Here is a 20,350-nt window from a genome sequence, read left to right on the forward strand (position 1 = left end):
GTTTAAGCTTTTCGGTCTGCGATGATGGGTTCCCCGGAGCGACTGAAAAGCAACCCCGTTTTGAATGGGCGCTGCTTTTTGCAAAATTGCTGTGTGAAAATACTGACCTTTGGGTTCAGCGCTCATCCAAAAGCATCTCGTTAAATTCCAGTTAACCTCGGGTGGTTTGTTGGATGAGATGCCTCTCTATTCAAGAAACCTCACTTCGGTGGGGTTTTGTTTTTTAAAGGCCTCGGCATTCGCCGGGGCTTTCTCATATTAAGGCCGCTGACAGGTCAATTTAGTGCAACGCTTTCCCCGTTTCCGCTCCTGGAATTTCGGGGATTTTTTATTCTCACACGGCTCCCCATTCTGGAGGTGGCTATGGAAAAACACGGAATAATTGAGCAAACAATGAAATGGTTGGCTGTATACCTGCCGTCGGTTTATGCCGGGCTGACGGCTTTAGGGATTTCGGCATTAATGGATATAAGGGCTGGAAAGCCCAAAATCTATACAGCTACCGGGGCACTGGTTTGCGGAATTGCAGCATTGGCAGTATCAGCAATTCTCGAATATTTGGGCCTTCCTGCAAATTCCGGCGCATTCGTTGGCGGCATGATTGGTTTTATTGGCGCTGACCGACTGCGTGATATTGCCGTGGCGTTGTTTACCAAACGAACCGGCATCAATACAGAGAAAAGCGAATGAATAAATCTCAACTCCAACAGGCGGCTGGTATCAGCGCCGATCTCGCTGCGCGCTGGTATCAGCCGCTAACTGCAGCCATGAAAGAATTTGGCATTGAGTCCAAAGACGATCAGGCAATGTTTATTGCCCAGGTAGGGCATGAATCTGGTGGTTTCTCTCGCATTGTGGAGAACCTGAATTATTCGGCCGATGGTTTACTGGCTACTTTCGGGAAATACTTCACAGCAGACACTGCGCAACAATATGGCCGCACTGCAGATCATCCGGCAGACCAAAAATCCATTGCAAATATCGTGTACGCAAATCGCATGGGTAACGTTGAGCAGAACGATGGATGGAATTATCGCGGCCGTGGCCTGATTCAGATTACCGGTCACGACAATTACCGGGATTGCGGTACCGGCCTCGGCACTGATTTGCTGCTGGTCCCTCAGCTACTGGAGCAGGACGATTATGCAGCCCGCTCTGCTGCGTGGTTTTATGCTGCAAAAGGGTGTCTGAAGCACTCCGGGGATCTTAAAGCCGTTACGAAAATTATTAACGGCGGCACTAATGGCCTCGATGATCGACAGGCGCGCTATGACAAGGCGAAATCGGTACTTGTATGACGGCGCTGTTCGCGTTGCTGGGGAAATACTGGAAGCCACTGGCGGTCACATTGCTGGTGGTTTTTTTATTATGGCGGGCATATGACGCGGGCTACGATTCGGCAGATTCTGCATGGAGTCAGCAATGGCTGCAGCGGGATCTCGCTGACTCCACCGCAACGTTGCACCGGGAGGTTACCGAGCGGGCAGAAGAAAGGCGCAGGCAAAAGGTAGCAGATGATGAACAGAAGAGAGGGGCCAGCGAACTGGCAAAAGTCCAGGCTGATGCTGACGCTTCTGATCTGGCTGCTCGTGGGCTGCAGCGGCAGCTCGATACCCTACAACGGCAACTCGCAGGAAGTGAAACCGGCCGACTTTCCGCAATTGCCACAGCAAGCGCGGCAAAAGCCGAGGTCGCCAGCCTGCTCGCCCAGCTGCTTGGCGAAGCTGACAGCCTGGCGGGAGAGTTCGCAAAAGAGGCTGATGAACGTTATGTCGCCGGTAGTACCTGCGAACGAACCTACGACAAAGTGACCAAAAGAGATCGGAATGAAAAAGGTCAAAGGTGAGTTTCGATACAACATCAGCGCCAATAAATGGCGGTTGTTGCTTTATTTAATTCTGGTGCGTATCGGGCTGAAAAAACTCGCGCTGAAGGCACTCAACGCAAGTATTACTTTTCATCCTACGGCATAGCATTACAGAAGCCCTTCATCGAGGGGCTTCGATAATGTGAAGTCGGTGAGCGATGCGAAACGTTAAAGATTTACTGTCGCTGGGGTTTCGTTTCTACCATATGTTGAACGGCCGCATCCACTTCGGCCATTTTTTCTGGCGTTAACTCTCCTTTATCGAGAAGAGGCAGGAGCAATGAGTACCTATAAAAATAAATCTCTGGTGGAAGAACAGAGCCACGGCCCACTTGTTTCATAAGCGCCGTATGCGCCTCCCATTCGGAGAAAGCCATTTTCATAGCAAATTCTGCGATCCTTTTCCTTTCTTCGACCCTTCGCTGTAGATGGGCGTTCCAGAGCGTTAACAACCCTGAAACCGACGCAGAAATCACTGCGCTGGTGGCGACGACTGAAATCCATTGCATGTAGAAACCTCCGGTATGTGGACTAGGAATGCTAACAGATCGCTGTATATGCAGCAGCGATAAGAGACAACTTCTTGTTGTAACGTTTAAATTATTTGGAGAGCTAGATTATGCCAAAAAAAGTTATGTCTGCATCCGGTATGCCTGTGCAAGTCCCCTCGATGGAAGATATCGAGGGTAGTGGTTACACGCTGCCGGCAGCGACGGCCACAACCCTTGGTGGGGTAAAGCAGGGGGATGCAGTAGCGGATTCTGTAGCGACCGATGCTGCGGGTGTGGTTGCTGATTTAAATACCCTGCTGGCCTCACTGCGTAAAAGCGGGATCATCCCCGAGTAATACTAGGACAGATAGCCCATGAGCAAACCGGAAGATAGCGGCCTTGAGCGCGATTACTGTGCCGGGGTGCTTTCTCTCCGTAAGCTTGCCGAAATATACGGGCTAACTGAGGGAGCAATCCGCAAGCGCGCCATTAAAAATGGCTGGGTACGCAACAAGCCAGAAGGTACGCAAAAAAGTACGCAGGTACGCAAAACCGGTACGCAAAAAAAAACGGTGCGTACCACTGAAAAAAAACCTGCAGCGGAAATAAAAAAAAACGCTGAGCCTGAACCGGAACCCCGGCATGAAATTTTATTCGACCCTGCGGAATTCGGGCTAAATCAGCAGCAAGGGATTTTCGCTGAACAGGTAGCAATGGGGAAAAGCCGAATAGATGCATATCGCCAGGCTGGATATTCCTGCGAGGGCGATACGGCGTATGCAGCAGCGAGCAGGCTGTATAGAAATGTTAAGGTTGCGAAGGCCGTGCGCTATCTTCGTGACAAATTCCAGCAACGCTATTCAGCAGAGATAGACGAGATAATTCACCAACTCGTTTCTATCACCCGCGCAAATCCAAATGACCTCTCACAATACCGGCGTGTTAACTGCCGGCACTGCTGGGGCGAACATCATCTTTACCAGTGGCGCGACATTGCCGAATTCGACAGGGCAGCAGCTGCAGCAGCAAAGGACGGAAAAAAGGATCCTGAGTATGGCGGCCTCGGATTTTGCGATACGGCAGATCCCAATCCGGATTGTCCGAAATGTTTCGGTGAAGGTTCGGGCCACGTATTTATCCCTGATACGCGGGATCTGGAGGGAGATGCGCGCTGGCTTTATACCGGGGTGAAACAAACAAAATTCGGCATCGAGGTGCAGGCAGCCAGCCAGGAAGCGGCACGTCGCGATTTAATCAAGCTACTGGAAATCAGAGCCAGCAGGAAAAACGGAGATCCGGTTGTTGGTGATGATCCGCACGAAGATGCCGACCTGACCGATGAACAACTGCACGAGGCATTAGAGGAGCTGGGATATGGCCGTCGCAAAAACCAGCTCGATGAAAAACTCGACGATTCTTGAGGCTTTCAAAAAAAGGGCGATGCTGGCGGCCCGGCTAGGGCTGATGGATTTCACGCTGTACACCAACCCGCGTTATGAAACGGGCTGGTTCAATGAACTGCTCTGTGCCGAGCTGGATAATTTTTTGAAGGATGTCGAGGCCGGGAAAATGCCGCGCCTGATGATATTCGCGCCTCCGCGTTCTGGTAAGAGTGAACTGGCCTCACGTCGCTTTCCCGCTTTCGCCCTGGGCAAACATCCTGACTGGAATGTTATTTCGTGCTCTTACTCTGCTGACCTGGCAAACCGAATGTCACGCGATACGCAGCGCATTATCGACTCGCCGCGTTATCACGAAGTTTTCCCGAAGACCTGCATTAATGGCTCAAACGTTCGTACGGTCGCCGGGGGCGCAATCAGAACGGCAGAGCTGTGGGAAACCATAGACAAGAACGGGAAGCTGCACGGAGGCTCGTACCGCGCTGCTGGCGTGAATGGTGGTATCACCGGGCAGGGCATGCACATCGGAATAATCGACGACCCGGCGAAGGACTATAAAACCGCGTCGTCGAAAGCGTATCAGGAAGCCGTGATCGACTGGTACGACACGACATTTTTCACCCGCGCGGATCCCAAGCTGAACGGGATCATAATCATCCTGACACGCTGGCATAAAGATGACCTTGCGGGGCAGTTGCTGAAGAAAGCGGAAGAGGGTGGCGAGGAGTGGCGCGTAATTAGTTTCCCTATGGAGGCTGAAAACGACGAATTCCACGAGCTGAACGGGAAAAAATACGCCCTACGGAAAAAAGGCGAAATTCTTTTTCCTGAACGCATGCCGCGCGCGTTCGTAGAAAAATGCAAGCAGCGCGGATCCCTTGTCTGGAATGCCCTCTACCAGCAGCGACCGACAGCGAAAGGTGGCGGCCTGATTAAGTCCGATTGGTTCGGACAGTACACCGTTTTACCCCTTCTTAAATGGCGCGCCATATACGCGGACACCGCCCAAAAAATCCAGGAAGTTAACGATTATTCCGTTTTAGAGCACTGGGGGCTGGGGCAGGACGGGCGCATGTATCTGATCGATATGATTCGCGGCAAATGGGAAGCGAAAGAACTTAAGCGGCGCGCAACGGCATTCTGGGCGAAAGCCCGGGCGATGCAGAACGGCCCGCTTCGTTACATGGCGGTTGAAGATAAATCCTCAGGCACTGGCCTGATTCAGGATATCCGCGACGAGGCTATTTGTCCGGTTAAGGCCATTCAACGCAACAAGGATAAATACACGCGCCTCATGGACACCCAGGGGTACATGGAATCGGGCTTTATCTATCTGCCGGCAGTTGACGATTTCGTTAATGATTTCCTGGTTGAGATGGAAGGGATCAACACGGAATTCAATACGCATGATGACCAGTTGGATCCAATGATGGATGCCATAGACGACATGTTAATTATCGATGCCCCGATCAAAATCAGCAAAAAGGCGCTCAGGAGCCGCTAATGAAAATATTCGATTTTTTTCGCCGCAAACCGGCAGACGTTCCGCCACCACCAGAAGAGAAAAAACCGCCCCGACCAAAAATAAGTGCTGTTGCGCTGTCGATGGCAAAAGCCAAAAAGTTGAAGTACATCCACCCGCTTAAACAATACCAGCCACCTGCAGGCGTTATTCCGGCAGATATCCGCAGCGCCGTGCTGGCGATGGACGCCACGCCATACGGCAGCCCGGATTTTGCAGGCATGACAACCGGGCAAAGCGGCTTTCCTGGCTATCCCTATCTGGCACAGCTCGCCCAGCGGCCTGAATTCCGCAAAATGGTGGATGTGAACTCAAAGGAGATGACGCGTAAGTGGATCACTTTAACCAGCGTCGGGGAGGAGGATAAAAGCGAGAAAATTGCAATTCTGGAAAAGGCCATGAAGCGCTACAAACTCCGCGCTGCATTTAAAAAGGCGATGGACGATGACGGATTTTTTGGACGCGGCCAGATTTATATTGAAGTCCGGACGCCAAAAGGGATCGCCGCTTCTGTCGATCCGGTGGAGCTGCAGACCAAGCTTTTTCGTTCTGACAAAAAAATCACACTGGGCAGCCTCGTGGCATTCCGCTGCGTAGAGCCTATGTGGACTTACCCCGGCGTGTATAACGCGAGCGACCCGCTGCAGGCAGACTATTACAAACCCCAGAGCTGGTACGTAATGGGGAAGGAAGTGCACGATTCGCGCTTCCTGATGTTTGTCTCTCGCCCGGTGCCGGATGTGCTGAAAGCAGCCTACAACTTCGGCGGCCTGTCTCTAACACAGATAGCGGAACCCTATGTCGATAACTGGCTGCGTACGCGCGATAGCGTTGGCGATATGGTGCATTCGTATTCCACGTCCGGCGTGAAAACCAATATGCAGGCCACGCTTTCCGGTGGCGATGGTTCAGACCTGCGTGATCGCGCGGAATTGTTCGAGCTTTATCGGGACAACCGCGGGGTGATGTTCCTGAACGCTGAGAACGAGGAATTTTTTCAGTTCAACGCGCCACTCTCTGGCCTTGATACATTGCAGGCACAGTCTCAGGAGCACATGTGCAGCGTCAGCAGCATCCCGCTGGTGAAGTTTACCGGGATCACTCCGAACGGCCTTAACGCCTCGTCTGATGGTGAGATAAGGGTGTTTTATGATGATATTCATTCCAACCAGGAGGCGGTATATCGGGACAACCTGCAGGAGGCCATAAACATCATTCAGCTTTCCGAGTTTGGGGAAATCGACCCGGATATCAGCTTTAAGTTTGAACCGCTGATGGAGCTGAGTGACGAAGAAAAAGCCAACATCCGGAAAATAGAGGCTGAAACGGACGACATTCTGGTTAACAACGTGGGCAGCCTGTCTGCAGATGAATCGCGCGAGCGTCTCGCTTCTGACCCGGATAGCCCGTATCACTCGCTGGAGTTGAATAACAATGACGACCTCGAAGACGAAGAGGAAGACGAGGAAGACGACGCAGAAAACTTTGGCAAGAGTGCAGCCTAATGCTGGTAACGAGGCGTGGTACCGAAAACGCCTCAACCAGCAGATAGATGCCATGAACAGGGACGTTAAGCGGGAAATATCCCGCGTGTATGTCGGCAGTGACGCGGGGATCGCCCAGGACGAAAGCCCGGCGGTTGCATTGCGAAAAGCGGCGCGCCGTCTCCATAAAAAGTGGACGGCTAAATTTGATGCACTGTCGGAAGAACTCGCCCGGGAATTTACTGATAAGACACTCAGCGCCACCGATAGATCTGTGCAGAAAAAACTCTCTGATGTTGGTTTTTCTGTCCCGTTCAAAATGACCGATGAAATGCGGGATGCATACCAGGCGACCATCGGCGAAAACGTGGGTTTGATCCGCAGCATACCCGAGCAGTACCTGACGCAGGTTGAAACCATCACCATGCAGTCAGTTACCGCCGGGCGTGATCTTGGTGCACTCACTGAAAAAATAGAGCAGCAGTACGGTGTAACCCACCGGCGCGCTGCGCTGATTGCACGTGACCAGAACAATAAAGCCACCGCTGATATGGTCGCAGCACGTCAGCGTTCTATCGGAGCGAAAAAGGGTATCTGGCGTCATAGTCACGGCGGTAAATACCCGCGACCTGATCACGTCAAGGCTGACGGTGAAGAATTCGACCTCTCGAAAGGCCTGCTCATCAAAGGCAAATATGTCTTTCCCGGTAAAGAAATAGGCTGCAAATGCGGCTGGGACATGGTTCTGCCCGGATTTAACGACTGACCGGAAATCTCAATGAAAAGAAATAACCCTGATCGCCTCGCGTTTGATCGGGCGAGCGTGCGCACGTACAGCAAAGACGGCGTTTTACATGTCAGCGTAAGCCCGATTTCAAAAGCGATGATTTGCCCGTATTACGGGCGTGAAATACCAGATTCTGAGGCGCTCGGCCTTGAACCAAACCGAATCTATTACCTGTTGCGTGATCCTGATGAACTGAAAAAGGCCGCGCCAACATTTAACAACCTGCCTCTGCTCAATAAACACATTCCGATATCTGCTCACGACCTGCCGAAAGAAAATATTGTTGGCACAACCGGCAGTGAAGCGGCTTTTGTTGCGCCATACCTCAATAACAGCCTGGCTGTGTGGGATGCCGCTGCGATAGGGGGCATTGAGAGCGAGGAAGAGAACGAACTGTCTTCCGCTTATCACTATCGTGCAGACATGACGCCCGGCGAATACGAGGGCGAGCATTACGATGGCGTTATGCGTGATTTGGCTGGTAACCATGTATCCCTCGTCCCTGATGGGCGCGCGGGGCCAGATGTCGTCGTTGGCGACAAACTTCCTGAGGAAATGAAAGAAATGAAGAAAAAAATCACCGCGAAGAATATTGCGCGGCGTACAGCGCTGAGCGTGTATCTGCGCCCACTGCTGGCGCAGGATGCTGCGCTTGATAAAAAGGATTTGACCGAGCTTGTCGTCACGCATGCTTCGGGCAAAGCGCTGGCCGCAGCAGTCGCTAAACAGTTCAAAGGCAAACTGGCGCAGGATGCCGAGCTGAAAGAGGACGAGATCGAAAAAACGACCGATACCGCCGCAGATGAAGCGGACGACGACGAAAAGAAACCTGCTGAGGACGACGATGAAATTCTGCAGACGGTTCTTTCGGCGCTAGAAGGTAAGGTAAACGGCGATGTGCTGGCGAAAATCAAGGCTGCCATTACCGGACAGGCTCAGGACGCGGATCCAGATGCTGATCCGGACGACGGGAAAAAGAAACCAGCTGAGGACGAGAACGACGACGACAAAGTTGCTAAACCCGCTATGGATGCAGCAATTAAAACTGCCCGCACCCAGGCGCGTAAAGAAGCGGTGAAAGATTTCAACGCGATTCGCCAGGCCGAGATCGAGGTTAAGCCGCTGGTGGGTGATGTCGTGGCGATGGACAGCGCGGAAGATATTTATCGCTATGCGCTGGAACAGCAGGAAGTGGAAATCGAAGGGGTACACCCGTCTGCATTCCGCTCGATGGTAAAAATGCAGCTCTCTGCGCATCAGGCTGCCAAACCGGGCAAAGGGCTGGCAATGGATTCTAAAACTGTTATCGGTTTTGCAACCCGTTTCCCTAAAGCCAATAAATTAGTAAGGAGCTAAGCATGAGTTTCCAGACTCGAATTAACCAGGATTTGCCGATCGGCGTTGAAGGAGACTTCGCAAGCGATAACCCTGTTTCTTCGTGGCTCGCAGGCGAGGGGGCACTGGTGGCGGGCGATGATGGCGTGAGGGTCGGGCGCTTCGCCTGGGCTGACGCTGACAACATGACCGCAGCAAATACCGGCACTGGTGCACCACACGGTTTTGTCAGCCGCGAGGGGCAGGCCTTGATCACCGACTGGATGGGTAACGCCTCTATGGTGATCCCGGCAGGTATGGCAGTTGATCTGAAAACCCGTGGTGATTTCGTCGTCAAAACGACGACGGCGGCCACCATCGGGCAGAAAATTTTCGCCAACCTGACGGACGGCACAATTTCCACCGGAGCGGCAGGGGCAACGATTGCCGGCAGCGTGGAAACGATCTTTACCGTGGGCAGTGCTGGCGCTGCAAACGAACTTATCAAAATGGGAACCTGGGGAAACAGCTATGCCTAAGCATCAAGATTTAATTTACGCCGAACGTGAATACGGCATTGTTCTGCCGGGTGATGATGCGGATTTTCTGGACGAGCGTTTCGACCAGTACCGCAGTAATTACTCGCTGGCAATGGATGCCGCGCCGCAGCTGGTGACTACCAGTAACAGCGGTATTCCGGCCTATCTCACCAACTATTACGACCCGGAAGTTATCAATGTACTGGTGACTCCGATGAAGGCCGCCGAGATTTTGGGTGAAACCAAAAAAGGCGACTGGACAACCACAACAGCATCATTCCCGATGATCGAGTCTGCGGGCACGGTGAGTTCATACGGCGATTACTCAAATAATGGTAACACCAGCGCTAACCCTAACTGGGAATACCGCGAAAGTTATCACTTCCAGACCATTACTAAATGGGGCGAAAAAGAGCTGGCACGCTACGGCGAGGCACAGATCAATTACGCATCTGAACTTAACGTCGCCAGTGCGCTGACTCTGGCTAAGTTCCAGAACAAATCCTACTTCTTTGGCATCGCTGGACTGAGGAACTGGGGCATGCTGAACGATCCGGCGCTGGCTGCGCCAATTACGCCGATTGACGACGGCAGCGGTAACCTGCAGTGGGATGATAAAGACGCTGAGGCGATTTATAACGACATCTCCCAGGGGCTTTATAAAAAGCTGGCGACTCAGCTTAAAGGCCAGCTGGAACGCACTGACGCCATGACACTCAGCATGTCGCCGGGTGTGGAAGTGAACCTGACCAAAACCAACATGTACAAAGTGAACGTGACGGATTTGCTGCAGAAAAACTTCCCGAATATGCGTATCGAAACCGCAGTTGAATATTCCACTGATGCTGGCGAAATGGTGCAGCTCAAGCTCGAAAAAGTGGATAACAAAACTACGGGTTACGGTGCGTTTACCGAGAAGATGCGCGCCCATCCTGTCGTTACAGGGCTGTCCTCCTTTAAGCAGAAAAAATCAGGTGGTACCTGGGGCGCGATCATTCGATACCCGCTGGGCTTCGTAGGCATGCTGGGGGTGTAACGTGGCGAGACGCGGCAGACCTCCAAAAAATCCGCCTGCAGCTGCAGGTCAATCAGATGAACCGCAGGAAACCCCTGCGGTTTTTGTTTCTGGGGCTGCCGAAACGTCAGTACCGGCAATTCCTGACGAATTAACCGAGCCTCTGCTGATCGCAGAGGCCTCACCTGAACTGCAGCAACCTGCAGCGCCAGAATTAACGATCACCATTTCACAGGATGAAACTTCGGATATGAGCGAAGAACAAGAAAAAATCAGCGGCACTGTCACCATCGGCTGCAAATTACCATGCGGGCTTGTAATGACGTTCGGCGGGAAAAGCGTTGAGCTGCGGGGTTCCCGCGATTCCCGGATCCTGAACGGCTACGGCCTGACCGAAAACGTTGATGCGGAATTCTGGGAAGCCTGGAAAAAAGCGCATGCAAAATTACCCTACGTGAAAAACGAACTGGTATTTGCTTACGCCGACACTCGCAGCGCTCAGGATATGGCACAGGAGCGCCAGAATGAACGTACCGGGCTGGAGGGGCTCGACCCGGACAAGCCAGGCAAAGATCTGGAAAAAGTCCCGGAAAGCGACGAAGAGGATTAACCGATGGGGATCGTTGTCTTCGATGTTGAAAAATTCCGGAAGCGTTATCCGGAATTTGCGGCTGTCCCGCCTGATCTGCTGCAGGAGTTTTTCACCGAGGCAACGATCTACCTCGACAACACCGACAGCAGTCGCGTAACCGATTTACAGCAGCGCGCCATGTTGCTGAATATGCTCACAGCCCATATAGCGAAGCTGAACGCCGGGAGTAATGGCGAAGCAGCCTCTGATCTTGTGGGGCGTATCAGCAGTGCTACACAAGGCTCTGTGTCCGTTTCGGCTGATATGGGGCCGGTATCGGGTACAGAGGCCTGGTACCTGCAGACCAAATATGGGGCAGCGTACTGGAACGCTACCGCACCATATCGCACGATGCAGTACGTTCCGGGGCGCAGTTATTCCGCCGCCGGATATCGTTCAATGCTGCGCTACCGGAGGCCGTAGATATGTCGGGATTCAGTGGTGGGGAGGAAATCAGACGAAAGCTGCTGGAAGTGGCGAAGCGTCTGGGCAAAGGGGATTTGCTGAAAGTTGGTTTTCTGGAGGGGGCTACTTACCCCGACGGGACGCCAGTTGCCCAGATTGCTGCTGTGCAGGAGTGGGGCGGCGAAATTGATGTCCCGGCGCGGACGCAGGATCTGCATTTTAAGCAGGGAAAAAATGGCGAGGTGGGCAATCGGTTTGTGAAGAAAAACAAAGCGGATTTTGTCCAGACCGTCACTATCCCCGCGCATAGAATCGTGATCCCGCCGCGCCCATTTTTTCGAAAGATGATTTGGGCGCAGTCCAAAGGCTGGGGGGCGCTGGTTTCTAAAGCACTTAAAGCGAACAATTACGACCTAGAGCAGGCAATGAATGCTACTGGTGAAATTATTCGGGGCCAACTGCAAAACTCTATTCGGCAGCTCAATGATCCACCTCTCGCAAGATCCACAATCCGTAAAAAAGGCTCTGAAAAACCGCTTATTGAAACCGGACACATGCTCAATTCTGTAGATTTCGAGGTAACAACAAATGGATCTGAATCGGATAGCTAACGGACTCACCCAATCCGTAAACCCAAACATTCCCGCTATCGCACGGATCAGCAATGGCTATGGAACAGCGGCAGACGGCAGCCGTGCGCCGCAATATCTGCCTGATGAAAATGTGGTGGTACAAAAGCAGAACCTGACCCAGCGCGATCTGATGCAGCTCGAACAGCTGAATATTCAGGGCGTGGATTGCACCGCATACATTCCGGGTGCGTGGTATGGGGTGGTGCGTAAAGATAAAAAGGGTGGGGATCTTTTCATCATCAACGGTGAAACCTGGCTTGTCGTTGCTGTCCTTGAAATGTGGCCCGACTGGTCGAGGGTGGCGCTATGCCTGCAGCAGTAAACATTACTGAAACCGACCTGAGAACCGCCTTGCGCGGTTTTTTGCTTTCTGTGGTCGGCGATTTATACGAAGTCGTGAAAGGGCAGGATAACCGAGTGGCGATGCCTGAGGGCCGATTCATTACGATGACCGGGCTGAATAACGACGAGCTGAATAAACCCTATTCGACCTGGCAGGATAGCGGTCAACCAACTGGAGGGCTGGAGCTAACCAACCAGGCGAAAAAGTGGATCTGCCAGCTCGATGTTTACGGTGAGGATGCGGGATCCACCGCATCGACCATTTTCACGCTGGCGCGCTCAGGCTATGCCGTCCGGTGGTTCGCCGAGCTTACGAAGGATAAAGGGTTTTCTGTTATTCCGCTTTATGCCGACCAGCCCCACCAGACAACCATGATCAACGGCGAAAAGCAGTACGAAGAACGCTGGACGCTCGATCTGCATCTTCAGTTCAACCTGGTGATTTCCACGCCGATGGAATTCGCCGCTGAACTTTACGTTAAACCGGCATCTGTGGATGCCACTTTCCCACCGGAGTAAATATGTCTATTCCTGCTTCCCAGCTCGCTACTGTGGTGCCTGGCGTTTTGACTGCAGGCGGTAGCGCTGTCGATATGAATGGCCTCATTCTGACAGGCAGCACGTATATGCCGTCCGGCAAAGTTATGCCGTTTGCATCCGCAGATGATGTCGGTGATTTTTTCGGTTCAGACTCACTCGAAAAAAGTCTCGCTGATATTTATTTCAAAGGTTTCACCAACTGCACTAAATATCCGGCCAGCCTGCTCTTTTCGTTGTGGCCGCAGGTCGCCACGGCAGCCATGCTGACAGGCGGATCCCTTGCGGGTGTGTCTGTGGATGATATGAAGCTGTTTACTGGCACTTTCAGCATCACCGTTGATGGCACAGCGGTAACTGCAGACGATATGGATTTTTCAGCAATTACCAGCTATTCGGATGCTGCAGACGTTATCGCTGAGGCGGTTGGTACCGTAACCGCCGTGTACGATTCGACCAAACAGGGGTTTGTGCTGACATCTAAAACCACAGGGACGGCATCTACCATCACAGCAGCCACTGGAACGCTGGCCGGTAGCCTTAAACTCAGCCAGGACAGCGGCGCGATTGCATCGCAGGGCGTTGGCGTTGTGACGCCTAAAAAAACGATGGATCAAATCGTTGGCATTGCGCCCAACTGGGGCGTGTTCACTACTACCGTAGAGCCCGATCTCGAACAAAAAATTGAGTTTTCGGAATGGGTGAACGGCCGTAATTACGAATATGCCTATGTCGGCTGGGACACAGATCCTGCCGCACAGCAGCCTAATGCTGCAGATTCCTTTGGCGCGCAGGTTAAAGCGAATAAGTATGAGGGTGTTTTCCCACTGTGGGGCTCCGCTAAAACAGCCGTCTTCTCCATGGCAATTGCTGCCTCACTCGACTTCAACCGTCGAAATGGTCGCACAACATGGGCTTATCGAACTCAGAGCGGCCTTGTTTCAGAAGTTGATGACGGTACCGTAGCGGCGAACTTGCTGTCGAATGGCTACAACTACTTCGGTGTTTATGCCAACAAAAAAACAACCTGGAATATTCTCTTTAATGGTGCGGTGGCGGGCAGTTTCAAATGGATGGACTCCTTCATCAATCAGATCTGGCTTAATGCAAACCTGCAGCAGGCCATGATCGATCTGCTAACTGCAGTCGGCTCCATTCCTTACGCAACTGATGGCTACACAATGGTGGAATCCTCCTGCATGGATCCAATTGGTAAAGCCCTCAACTTCGGCGCTATTCGAACGGGAACGACGATTTCCGAATCTCAAAAGGCGCAGATTATTCAGGCCGTCGGTTCCGATGTGACCAGCTCGATCATTAATAAGGGCTACTACCTGCAGATCGTTGAAGCGACGGCGGATATTCGTTCTGAACGTGCATCACCGCCGATGACACTTTATTACGCGGATGGTGGTTCTATTCAGCAACTCACCCTTGCATCAATCGAAATTCAGTAAGGTAAAAAAATGGGATCAATTACTTCAGCAAACTCCACGTATTCGCTGGTGATCAATAGCGTTTACCCCAACGCGCAGATTCTGCAGGGGTATGCTGCTGATGATGCGTTTAGTGTCGATGCTGTCGACAAAGCGCAGGTGGTGATGGGCGTTGATGGTCGTCAGTCCGCTGGTTACATATTCAACCCGATTGTGCAGACGATCACGCTTATGCCGGATTCACCATCACTTGAGGTGTTCAGTAACTGGATCAACGCTATGGACGCCATTCGCGAAATCCTGAACTGCACAGCGAATATTTCACTACCGGCTATCGGGAAAAAATACACGCTCAGCAACGGGATACTTGTGAATTACAAACCTATCCCCGATGTGAAAAAAGTCATGCAGGCGGTACCGTTTAAAATTTCGTGGGAACGTGTAGTCGGAGAAAATATTTAATGGCTCGTAAAATCCAGACCGTAACCATTACCGCCGAAGGGCGCGATAAAGGGAAAGTTTTCCAGATAACCGAAATGCCCGCGTCACGCGCAGAAATGTGGGCGTTGCGTGCGCTCCTGGCTATTGGGCGCAGCGGCGTGCAGCTGCCGGACGGCATCGAAAAAATGGGCTTCGCGGGTATTGTGTCCTACGGCATTAATCTGATCACGCAACTGCCCTATGACGAAGCTGAATATCTTCTCGGGGAGATGTTTACCTGTGTGCAGATTATGCCGGATCCTTCGCGCCCGCAGATCCTTCGCGGCGTGCAGGAGGATGATATTGAAGAAGTTGCAACCCGCATTACTCTGCGTAAAGAGGTGTTTGGCCTGCATTCGGATTTTTTGAAAGCCGTAGGGAAATCGACTACGGCGTCAACTTCTCCGATCCCCCCTACGGCTTAGTTGAATACACCAACGTCCCATCTACCATTGCCACCGTAATATCTGCCGGCAAAGCCACTCTGCACGAACTTGATACCGTTTACGGGCTGGAAGACCTGTGGATATTGATCGAGATTATCCAGGTGGACAGGCACAACGAGGCGGTGCTCAACAAAGCGGAGTGATAATGTCTGCGACCGTAATAGATGCGCTGCTGGTGACGCTGGGGCTTGACCCCAGCGCCTTTACTGCAGGAACAAACGAGGTAACGAAAGACCTCGGAAAATTAAAAAAGGAGTCGGAATCCACTTCTAAAGCAATGGCCGAAGAAGGGAAAAAGGCCGCTGAATTTTTTCGTTCTGTTCGAAACGAAATGCTTGCGCTGATTGGGGTTACGCTGACGCTGAAAGGCGTGAAAGATATCCTGATCGATACCACGCACAACATGGCCGATTTGGGGCGCGTTTCGACGTTGATCGGCGAGTCTGCAAGAACGGTGGATGCATGGGGTAATGCTGTAAAAGGATTTGGTGGTGATGCCAAAACGATGCAGGCGACCATGCTGGGGCTTGAGGACAGCATTACCAGCTTTCAGATGACCGGGCGCGGTAACGGCACCATTCAGGCTTTCCGTTCGATGGGCATTCAGTTCATGGATGAACACGGCAAAGCGCGAAAATCTTCGGATCTGCTTCTGGATGTTGCCCGGTATTTTGAAAAAGTGCATGCCACGCCGCAACAGGCTCGCCAGTTCGGAAAAATGGCGGGTATCGATCAGGGTACTATCAACATGCTGATGCAAGGCTCGGATGCCACAAAGCGCTACGTGGCAGAGCAAGAGCGAAATTCAGCTGTAACCGACCAGGCTATCCGCAACGCTCAGGAAATGGAACGTGCCTGGGCATCCCTCGATTCACAATGGCAGGCCGCAAAACTAACCCTTACGGAAGCGTTACAACCGCAAATTAAACAGGTTACGCAACTGTTGAAGGAAGGGGGAGACTGGATCCGGGATCACCGAGGCGAAATAAATCAGTTCTTCCAGGAGTTGCCTGGTAAAATTAAACCGATTATTGACGACGTGCAGCAGGTGGTTGATTTCTTTGGCGGCTGGGAAACCGTAGCCAAAACGTTAATTGGCCTGCAGCTGGCGTCATGGATTGCTGGCGTTGCTTCTGCCCTGGGTGGCCTTGCCACTTCGCTTACTGCGCTGGCGCCGCTCATGGCAACGCTCTATTACATCAAGTGGTTGTATGACCACAAAGAAGATGTAGGTACGACCTTCAAGAGCAGCTACAACTACGCGAAAAATAATATCGAGGACTCATTGCGCAGCATGGGGTTCGATATTGCTATGAACAAAGACCGCGTGAAAGGCACTCCACAGGCCGCGCTCGATATTCCGGGTGTAGCTCCCGCCGGGGGCTATCCTCAACCCTCAGCAGAGCCAGAACAGCATGCCCAGTCGGTAAAAATACCCCGGGCAGTTGGCAAAGGCGCCGCTTTGTTGGGAATGATGGCAGGCACATTCGGACAGCTTGAGGCCAAATATAACCTGCCTGATGGACTACTGAAGAGCGTCGCAACTACCGAATCAGGCGGTAACCAGTTCGCTGTTTCATCCGCAGGTGCACAGGGGCTTTTCCAGCTTATGCCAGGAACGGCTAAAGGCCTCGGACTGAAGGAAGGGGAGCAGTTTGACCCTGAGAAATCATCGGATGCTGCCGCACGTTACCTGTCGCAGCTGTTGAAGCAATTTAACGGTGATTTAAAAACGGCGCTGGCTGCCTATAACTGGGGGCCGGGAAATGTTGCAAAAAAAGGGCTGGGCCGTATGCCTGCAGAAACGCAGGCCTATCTACAAAAAGTTACAGGTGGTATGCCTGTCGGCGCAGCATCGCGTTATGCATTTGCTCCTCCTGCTGCTGCAGGTGCGCCTGCAGTTACACGGGAAGTGCATAACGAAACGCATATCGGGCAGATCACTATCCAGACGCAGGCTACAGACGCTAACGCAATGGCTAAAGAGCTGCCGGGTGCGCTGCGCCGTAATCCGATAATTTATCAGGCTGATTCGGGGATGAGTTAATGCCTCTGATTGATTTTCCCAACGTTCCGAACGTGCCGGGCGTCCCGTCAATTGCACGCAATCCGGATTTTTCCGCCGATTTTGGTGATCTCGTCAGTGCCGTAACGAGCGGAAACCCTCTTTCCATTATTGAATCAGTTACCTCTCCCCGATGGGGAATTTACCTTCCGGACACGATGGAAAAAATGATCGAACCTGATTCCGTGCTGGCGTTTGAGTATCGCGGGGACGCGAGGATCTCCGATTATCCGGTTGAGGAGGGAGGATTTCGGTCATACAACAAAGTGCTACAGCCTTTTGATATCCGCATGAAGATGACTTGCAGCGGGGCAGGCACGCTTACCAGCGGGTCGGTTGGTCTGTCATCAGGAATTTCTGCCGGCATGACGCGAGAAACGTTTCTGGGGACGCTGGAGGCCATGAAAGCCTCACTGCTGACGTTCAACGTTGTGACCCCTGATTTTGTTTATAAATCGCTGAACCTTGTCCATTTCGACTATAAGCGCACCAATACCGAGGGGGTTACGCTGCTGACTGCTGAGGTATTTATGCGTGAAATTATGCAGACAGTTGAGGCAAGTTATAAAACGGTCTCAACGGATTCAGCTGCGGATACAAAAAATCAGGGCACTACCAACACAGTGACCCCATCACCTACGCAAAGTGCAGCCATTCAGGGGGGATCATGAAACTCATCCCGATTGAAGCGGTTCCCAGCCAGCAGATGAATATCGTATTGAGCCAGCAAAACTGCACCCTCAAGATTTATCAGAAATCCGGGCTGGTTTATGTGGATCTCGCTGTGGCCGGTAAACCTCTGGTTTATGCCGGGCTGGTACGTAATCGCGTCAACCTCGTCCGGAGCAGTTATCTGCATTTTATCGGTAACCTGATGTTTGTTGATACCCAGGGGAGCAGCGATCCGGTATTTACCGGCTTCAATTCCCGCTGGCTGCTGATATATCAGGAGGGTTAGGCGTGGCATTTACTGAAAAAAAGATCACTGCAATTTTTACACTGCAGGATCAAACCTTCGCCGATGGAACCAACCAGTTAACGCTGTCCGGGATCCGGATGATGGCGAATATTGAGAGCTTTGGCATATTCGAGCAGGGGACATGCAGCCTGCGTATTTGGGGGATGAAACCGGAAGACATGAATACGCTGGCGACAATGGCTATTCGTACCGGAATAAGCCACAACGCGCTAACCCTGCTGGCGGGGGATGACGAGAAAGGAATGACGCAGGTGTTCGCCGGAACCATTTTTGACGCATATACCGATTACAACAGCCTCCCGGATGTCGCATTCTGTATTGATTCCTCTCCCGGCTGGTTCGAAAAAATGGTACCTGCAGCTGCAAACAGTTTTCAGGGGGTAACGGATGTTGCAACGATGATGAAGTCTCTCGCTGCAGCTGCCGGGTTCGCCTTTGTTAATCATGGTGTGACGGTGCAGCTGTCGAACCATTATTTATGTGGCACGGTAATGGCCCAGATACAGGATGTGGCAACGGCGACAGGGATTGGCTGCAGGCTCGCAAATGACACCGTTGAGATCTGGCCTGATGGGGCATTCACTAATGAAGAATCAATAATTCTCAGCCCGGAAACCGGGCTTGTAGGGTATCCGGAATTTGACCCATACGGCCTTGCAGTTACGTCATCTTTTAACCCCGATCTCGTTTATGGCCGACGTGTGACCATTACCAGTTCTATCCCGCAGGCCTGCGGCGATTTCGGGATCAGCCAGTGCGTGCACTCTATCTCTTCCAAAGTGCCGGGCGGCCCCTGGTTTACTTCGCTACGGGTATGGAATAACGATGTCCCAAGAACGTTCTAAAGCGCCAGGGCAACGCCGACCGCAATCGGATGCCAATCAGTTCAGCGCGATCAGTTTTGTCATTAAGCAGTATCTTGCGGGAGTGCGCACGGCTATGCCTGTTATTGTTCGCGGCGTGCGAAATGCCGGAGGGATTGAGCCGGTTGGCACTGTTGATGTCGAGCCGTTAGTTTCCCAGCTCGATGGAACAGGGAAAATCGTTTCACATGGCATTATTTATGATATGCCTTACCTCCGTATGCAGGGGGGAACGAACGCGATAATTATCGATCCTGAAGTCGGAGATATTGGCCTGGCCGTTGTCTCTGACCGGGATGTCAGCAACGTCAAAAGCACCCGTAAAGTATCGGCGCCCGGCTCGAATCGCAGAAACCATTTTTCCGATGGATTTTACTTTGGTGGATTTCTCAACGGAAACCCCGCGCAGTACATCCAGTTCTCTACCGAAGGGATCACGCTGGTATCGCCAACAGCCATCAAACTGCAGGCTCCAAATATCAGTCAGGAGGCAACGGAGTCAATCAGTAATACCGCGCCCACCATAAGTGACACTGCAACCCAGTCTGTTAATCTGAGTGCCCCTTCAATCGGGCTCGACGGTGCTTTAACACAGGGCAAAGGGGAGAATGGCGGTGATGCAAACTTTGGTGGCGCGATTACAGCGGAAAAAGAAATAACCGGAAATGGCGTGCCGCTTTCGGATCATGAGCATGACAAAGTTCAGCCTGGTGACGGGAACAGCGGCAAGCCTGTTAAGTAATCTGGGGTGATTATGCAGAAAACTCTCTTACTGGATCGCACCGCATGGGATCTGGTTTTGGATATAAACGGAAACATAGCCTGTGCGACAGAACCGTATTCTGTTGCACAGGATGTGGCGAGTGCCGTGCGCACGTTTCTCGGAGAATGCTGGTATGACACCTCTCAGGGGGTTCCGTACTGGCAGCAAATTCTGGGGCAATGGCCTCCAATGATCCTTGTTAAAAGCCGCATTGAGCAAACAGCGCTTACCGTTCCCGGCGTGGTAACGGCAAAATGCGACTTTCTCCAGTTCGAAAATCGCCAGCTTACTGGTCGAATCCTGATTAAAGACAGCTACGGTAACGAATCCGAAGCTTCATTCTGAGGTAACA

Annotated in this window: 27 protein-coding genes; 26 read left to right on the forward strand and 1 reads right to left on the reverse strand. The window is 52.2% G+C overall.

The features are described 5' to 3' along the window. The first annotated feature begins 363 nt into the window (after positions 1–363). The 4 genes from DEO48_RS00775 to DEO48_RS26690 are packed head-to-tail and all read left to right on the forward strand — an operon-like array spanning position 364 to position 1,973. Positions 364–690 carry a phage holin, lambda family gene (locus DEO48_RS00775; protein WP_109844032.1) on the forward strand — a complete coding sequence of 109 codons (327 nt, stop codon included), beginning with the start codon at positions 364–366 and terminating at the stop codon, positions 688–690. Continuing rightward, the gene (locus DEO48_RS00780; protein ID WP_109844033.1) at positions 687–1,298 is read left to right on the forward strand and encodes a glycoside hydrolase family 19 protein; all 612 of its coding nucleotides are present in this window, start codon (positions 687–689) and stop codon (positions 1,296–1,298) included. Before DEO48_RS00775 ends, DEO48_RS00780 begins: the two co-directional genes overlap by 4 nt. Next, the gene (locus DEO48_RS00785) at positions 1,295–1,846 is read left to right on the forward strand and encodes a DUF2514 family protein (RefSeq protein ID WP_109844034.1); all 552 of its coding nucleotides are present in this window, start codon (positions 1,295–1,297) and stop codon (positions 1,844–1,846) included. Before DEO48_RS00780 ends, DEO48_RS00785 begins: the two co-directional genes overlap by 4 nt. Beyond that, entirely contained in the window at positions 1,827–1,973 is a 147-nt protein-coding gene (locus DEO48_RS26690) for a hypothetical protein (RefSeq protein WP_181366950.1), read from the forward strand. Before DEO48_RS00785 ends, DEO48_RS26690 begins: the two co-directional genes overlap by 20 nt. A gap of 70 nt (positions 1,974–2,043) precedes the next feature. Here the strand turns inward: DEO48_RS26690 and DEO48_RS00790 are convergent, their stop codons facing one another. After that, complete coding sequence (locus DEO48_RS00790; RefSeq protein ID WP_109844035.1) at positions 2,044–2,376, reverse strand: hypothetical protein; 333 nt, start codon at positions 2,374–2,376, stop codon at positions 2,044–2,046. Between the two features lie 140 nt (positions 2,377–2,516). Here DEO48_RS00790 and DEO48_RS00795 point away from each other — a divergent pair, with 140 nt between their 5' ends. The 22 genes from DEO48_RS00795 (at position 2,517) to DEO48_RS00905 (ending at position 20,343) form a co-directional block, all read left to right on the forward strand. Then, positions 2,517–2,714: a head fiber protein gene (locus DEO48_RS00795; protein WP_219933001.1), complete on the forward strand. Its 198-nt coding sequence runs from the start codon at positions 2,517–2,519 to the stop codon at positions 2,712–2,714. A gap of 18 nt (positions 2,715–2,732) precedes the next feature. Further along, positions 2,733–3,779, forward strand: a complete 1,047-nt coding sequence (locus tag DEO48_RS00800; protein WP_109844037.1) for a terminase small subunit — start codon at positions 2,733–2,735, stop codon at positions 3,777–3,779. Beyond that, positions 3,733–5,262: a phage terminase large subunit gene (terL, locus tag DEO48_RS00805; RefSeq protein ID WP_109844038.1), complete on the forward strand. Its 1,530-nt coding sequence runs from the start codon at positions 3,733–3,735 to the stop codon at positions 5,260–5,262. Before DEO48_RS00800 ends, terL begins: the two co-directional genes overlap by 47 nt. Next, a complete protein-coding gene (locus DEO48_RS00810) occupies positions 5,262–6,785 on the forward strand; it encodes a DUF1073 domain-containing protein (protein WP_109844039.1) in 1,524 nt (507 codons plus the stop codon). The genes terL and DEO48_RS00810 overlap by 1 nt, the downstream gene beginning before the upstream one ends. Before the next feature lie 52 nt (positions 6,786–6,837). After that, positions 6,838–7,530: a phage minor head protein gene (locus DEO48_RS00815; protein ID WP_109844062.1), complete on the forward strand. Its 693-nt coding sequence runs from the start codon at positions 6,838–6,840 to the stop codon at positions 7,528–7,530. 12 nt (positions 7,531–7,542) lie between these two features. Next, entirely contained in the window at positions 7,543–8,907 is a 1,365-nt protein-coding gene (locus DEO48_RS00820; RefSeq protein ID WP_109844040.1) for a DUF2213 domain-containing protein, read from the forward strand. 2 nt (positions 8,908–8,909) lie between these two features. Continuing rightward, on the forward strand, positions 8,910–9,404 hold the full coding sequence (locus DEO48_RS00825) for a hypothetical protein (RefSeq protein WP_109844041.1): 495 nt from the start codon (positions 8,910–8,912) through the stop codon (positions 9,402–9,404). Further along, on the forward strand, positions 9,397–10,440 hold the full coding sequence (locus DEO48_RS00830; RefSeq protein ID WP_109844042.1) for a DUF2184 domain-containing protein: 1,044 nt from the start codon (positions 9,397–9,399) through the stop codon (positions 10,438–10,440). The genes DEO48_RS00825 and DEO48_RS00830 overlap by 8 nt, the downstream gene beginning before the upstream one ends. 229 nt (positions 10,441–10,669) lie before the next feature. Next, positions 10,670–11,029: a hypothetical protein gene (locus DEO48_RS00835; protein ID WP_258306048.1), complete on the forward strand. Its 360-nt coding sequence runs from the start codon at positions 10,670–10,672 to the stop codon at positions 11,027–11,029. A gap of 3 nt (positions 11,030–11,032) precedes the next feature. Beyond that, positions 11,033–11,473 carry a DUF4054 domain-containing protein gene (locus DEO48_RS00840; protein WP_109844043.1) on the forward strand — a complete coding sequence of 147 codons (441 nt, stop codon included), beginning with the start codon at positions 11,033–11,035 and terminating at the stop codon, positions 11,471–11,473. A 2-nt stretch (positions 11,474–11,475) separates the two neighbouring features. Beyond that, the gene (locus DEO48_RS00845) at positions 11,476–12,066 is read left to right on the forward strand and encodes a hypothetical protein (RefSeq protein WP_109844044.1); all 591 of its coding nucleotides are present in this window, start codon (positions 11,476–11,478) and stop codon (positions 12,064–12,066) included. Further along, positions 12,044–12,409, forward strand: a complete 366-nt coding sequence (locus tag DEO48_RS00850; protein ID WP_109844045.1) for a hypothetical protein — start codon at positions 12,044–12,046, stop codon at positions 12,407–12,409. Before DEO48_RS00845 ends, DEO48_RS00850 begins: the two co-directional genes overlap by 23 nt. Beyond that, entirely contained in the window at positions 12,394–12,948 is a 555-nt protein-coding gene (locus tag DEO48_RS00855; RefSeq protein ID WP_109844046.1) for an LIC_12616 family protein, read from the forward strand. Before DEO48_RS00850 ends, DEO48_RS00855 begins: the two co-directional genes overlap by 16 nt. Positions 12,949–12,950: 2 nt before the next feature. Next, the gene (locus DEO48_RS00860) at positions 12,951–14,423 is read left to right on the forward strand and encodes a DUF3383 domain-containing protein (RefSeq protein WP_109844047.1); all 1,473 of its coding nucleotides are present in this window, start codon (positions 12,951–12,953) and stop codon (positions 14,421–14,423) included. 9 nt (positions 14,424–14,432) lie between these two features. Continuing rightward, entirely contained in the window at positions 14,433–14,864 is a 432-nt protein-coding gene (locus tag DEO48_RS00865; RefSeq protein WP_258306049.1) for a phage tail fiber protein, read from the forward strand. Beyond that, entirely contained in the window at positions 14,864–15,307 is a 444-nt protein-coding gene (locus DEO48_RS00870; RefSeq protein WP_109844048.1) for a hypothetical protein, read from the forward strand. Before DEO48_RS00865 ends, DEO48_RS00870 begins: the two co-directional genes overlap by 1 nt. A 97-nt stretch (positions 15,308–15,404) precedes the next feature. After that, a complete protein-coding gene (locus DEO48_RS00880; protein WP_146198224.1) occupies positions 15,405–17,375 on the forward strand; it encodes a phage tail tape measure protein in 1,971 nt (656 codons plus the stop codon). Continuing rightward, a complete protein-coding gene (locus DEO48_RS00885; protein WP_109844050.1) occupies positions 17,375–18,064 on the forward strand; it encodes a phage baseplate protein in 690 nt (229 codons plus the stop codon). The genes DEO48_RS00880 and DEO48_RS00885 overlap by 1 nt, the downstream gene beginning before the upstream one ends. Further along, positions 18,061–18,351: a phage baseplate plug protein gene (locus tag DEO48_RS00890; protein ID WP_109844051.1), complete on the forward strand. Its 291-nt coding sequence runs from the start codon at positions 18,061–18,063 to the stop codon at positions 18,349–18,351. Before DEO48_RS00885 ends, DEO48_RS00890 begins: the two co-directional genes overlap by 4 nt. A 2-nt stretch (positions 18,352–18,353) precedes the next feature. Further along, positions 18,354–19,217, forward strand: coding sequence for a hypothetical protein (locus DEO48_RS00895; protein WP_109844052.1), 864 nt, complete (start codon positions 18,354–18,356; stop codon positions 19,215–19,217). Then, positions 19,198–19,977: a Gp138 family membrane-puncturing spike protein gene (locus tag DEO48_RS00900; RefSeq protein WP_109844053.1), complete on the forward strand. Its 780-nt coding sequence runs from the start codon at positions 19,198–19,200 to the stop codon at positions 19,975–19,977. Before DEO48_RS00895 ends, DEO48_RS00900 begins: the two co-directional genes overlap by 20 nt. 12 nt (positions 19,978–19,989) lie before the next feature. Beyond that, positions 19,990–20,343 (forward strand): hypothetical protein, encoded by a 354-nt coding sequence (locus tag DEO48_RS00905; RefSeq protein ID WP_109844054.1) that lies wholly within the window; start codon positions 19,990–19,992, stop codon positions 20,341–20,343. Positions 20,344–20,350: the final 7 nt, after the last annotated feature.

Origin of the sequence: Enterobacter sp. CGMCC 5087, assembly GCF_003144775.1 — a bacterium.
In the GTDB taxonomy this organism is placed as follows: domain Bacteria; phylum Pseudomonadota; class Gammaproteobacteria; order Enterobacterales; family Enterobacteriaceae; genus Enterobacter; species Enterobacter cloacae_M.

Excerpts from the sequence above, each read along its gene's own strand:
- DEO48_RS00775 (WP_109844032.1), top strand. The coding sequence starts at position 364 with ATGGAAAAACACGGAATAATTGAGCAAACAATGAAATGGTTGGCTGTA.
- DEO48_RS00780 (WP_109844033.1), top strand. The coding sequence starts at position 687 with ATGAATAAATCTCAACTCCAACAGGCGGCTGGTATCAGCGCCGATCTC.
- DEO48_RS00785 (WP_109844034.1), top strand. The coding sequence starts at position 1,295 with ATGACGGCGCTGTTCGCGTTGCTGGGGAAATACTGGAAGCCACTGGCG.
- DEO48_RS26690 (WP_181366950.1), top strand. The coding sequence starts at position 1,827 with ATGAAAAAGGTCAAAGGTGAGTTTCGATACAACATCAGCGCCAATAAA.
- DEO48_RS00790 (WP_109844035.1), bottom strand. The coding sequence starts at position 2,376 with ATGCAATGGATTTCAGTCGTCGCCACCAGCGCAGTGATTTCTGCGTCG.
- DEO48_RS00795 (WP_219933001.1), top strand. The coding sequence starts at position 2,517 with ATGCCTGTGCAAGTCCCCTCGATGGAAGATATCGAGGGTAGTGGTTAC.
- DEO48_RS00800 (WP_109844037.1), top strand. The coding sequence starts at position 2,733 with ATGAGCAAACCGGAAGATAGCGGCCTTGAGCGCGATTACTGTGCCGGG.
- terL (WP_109844038.1), top strand. The coding sequence starts at position 3,733 with ATGGCCGTCGCAAAAACCAGCTCGATGAAAAACTCGACGATTCTTGAG.
- DEO48_RS00810 (WP_109844039.1), top strand. The coding sequence starts at position 5,262 with ATGAAAATATTCGATTTTTTTCGCCGCAAACCGGCAGACGTTCCGCCA.
- DEO48_RS00815 (WP_109844062.1), top strand. The coding sequence starts at position 6,838 with ATGAACAGGGACGTTAAGCGGGAAATATCCCGCGTGTATGTCGGCAGT.
- DEO48_RS00820 (WP_109844040.1), top strand. The coding sequence starts at position 7,543 with ATGAAAAGAAATAACCCTGATCGCCTCGCGTTTGATCGGGCGAGCGTG.
- DEO48_RS00825 (WP_109844041.1), top strand. The coding sequence starts at position 8,910 with ATGAGTTTCCAGACTCGAATTAACCAGGATTTGCCGATCGGCGTTGAA.
- DEO48_RS00830 (WP_109844042.1), top strand. The coding sequence starts at position 9,397 with ATGCCTAAGCATCAAGATTTAATTTACGCCGAACGTGAATACGGCATT.
- DEO48_RS00835 (WP_258306048.1), top strand. The coding sequence starts at position 10,670 with ATGAGCGAAGAACAAGAAAAAATCAGCGGCACTGTCACCATCGGCTGC.
- DEO48_RS00840 (WP_109844043.1), top strand. The coding sequence starts at position 11,033 with ATGGGGATCGTTGTCTTCGATGTTGAAAAATTCCGGAAGCGTTATCCG.
- DEO48_RS00845 (WP_109844044.1), top strand. The coding sequence starts at position 11,476 with ATGTCGGGATTCAGTGGTGGGGAGGAAATCAGACGAAAGCTGCTGGAA.
- DEO48_RS00850 (WP_109844045.1), top strand. The coding sequence starts at position 12,044 with ATGGATCTGAATCGGATAGCTAACGGACTCACCCAATCCGTAAACCCA.
- DEO48_RS00855 (WP_109844046.1), top strand. The coding sequence starts at position 12,394 with ATGCCTGCAGCAGTAAACATTACTGAAACCGACCTGAGAACCGCCTTG.
- DEO48_RS00860 (WP_109844047.1), top strand. The coding sequence starts at position 12,951 with ATGTCTATTCCTGCTTCCCAGCTCGCTACTGTGGTGCCTGGCGTTTTG.
- DEO48_RS00865 (WP_258306049.1), top strand. The coding sequence starts at position 14,433 with ATGGGATCAATTACTTCAGCAAACTCCACGTATTCGCTGGTGATCAAT.
- DEO48_RS00870 (WP_109844048.1), top strand. The coding sequence starts at position 14,864 with ATGGCTCGTAAAATCCAGACCGTAACCATTACCGCCGAAGGGCGCGAT.
- DEO48_RS00885 (WP_109844050.1), top strand. The coding sequence starts at position 17,375 with ATGCCTCTGATTGATTTTCCCAACGTTCCGAACGTGCCGGGCGTCCCG.
- DEO48_RS00890 (WP_109844051.1), top strand. The coding sequence starts at position 18,061 with ATGAAACTCATCCCGATTGAAGCGGTTCCCAGCCAGCAGATGAATATC.
- DEO48_RS00900 (WP_109844053.1), top strand. The coding sequence starts at position 19,198 with ATGTCCCAAGAACGTTCTAAAGCGCCAGGGCAACGCCGACCGCAATCG.
- DEO48_RS00905 (WP_109844054.1), top strand. The coding sequence starts at position 19,990 with ATGCAGAAAACTCTCTTACTGGATCGCACCGCATGGGATCTGGTTTTG.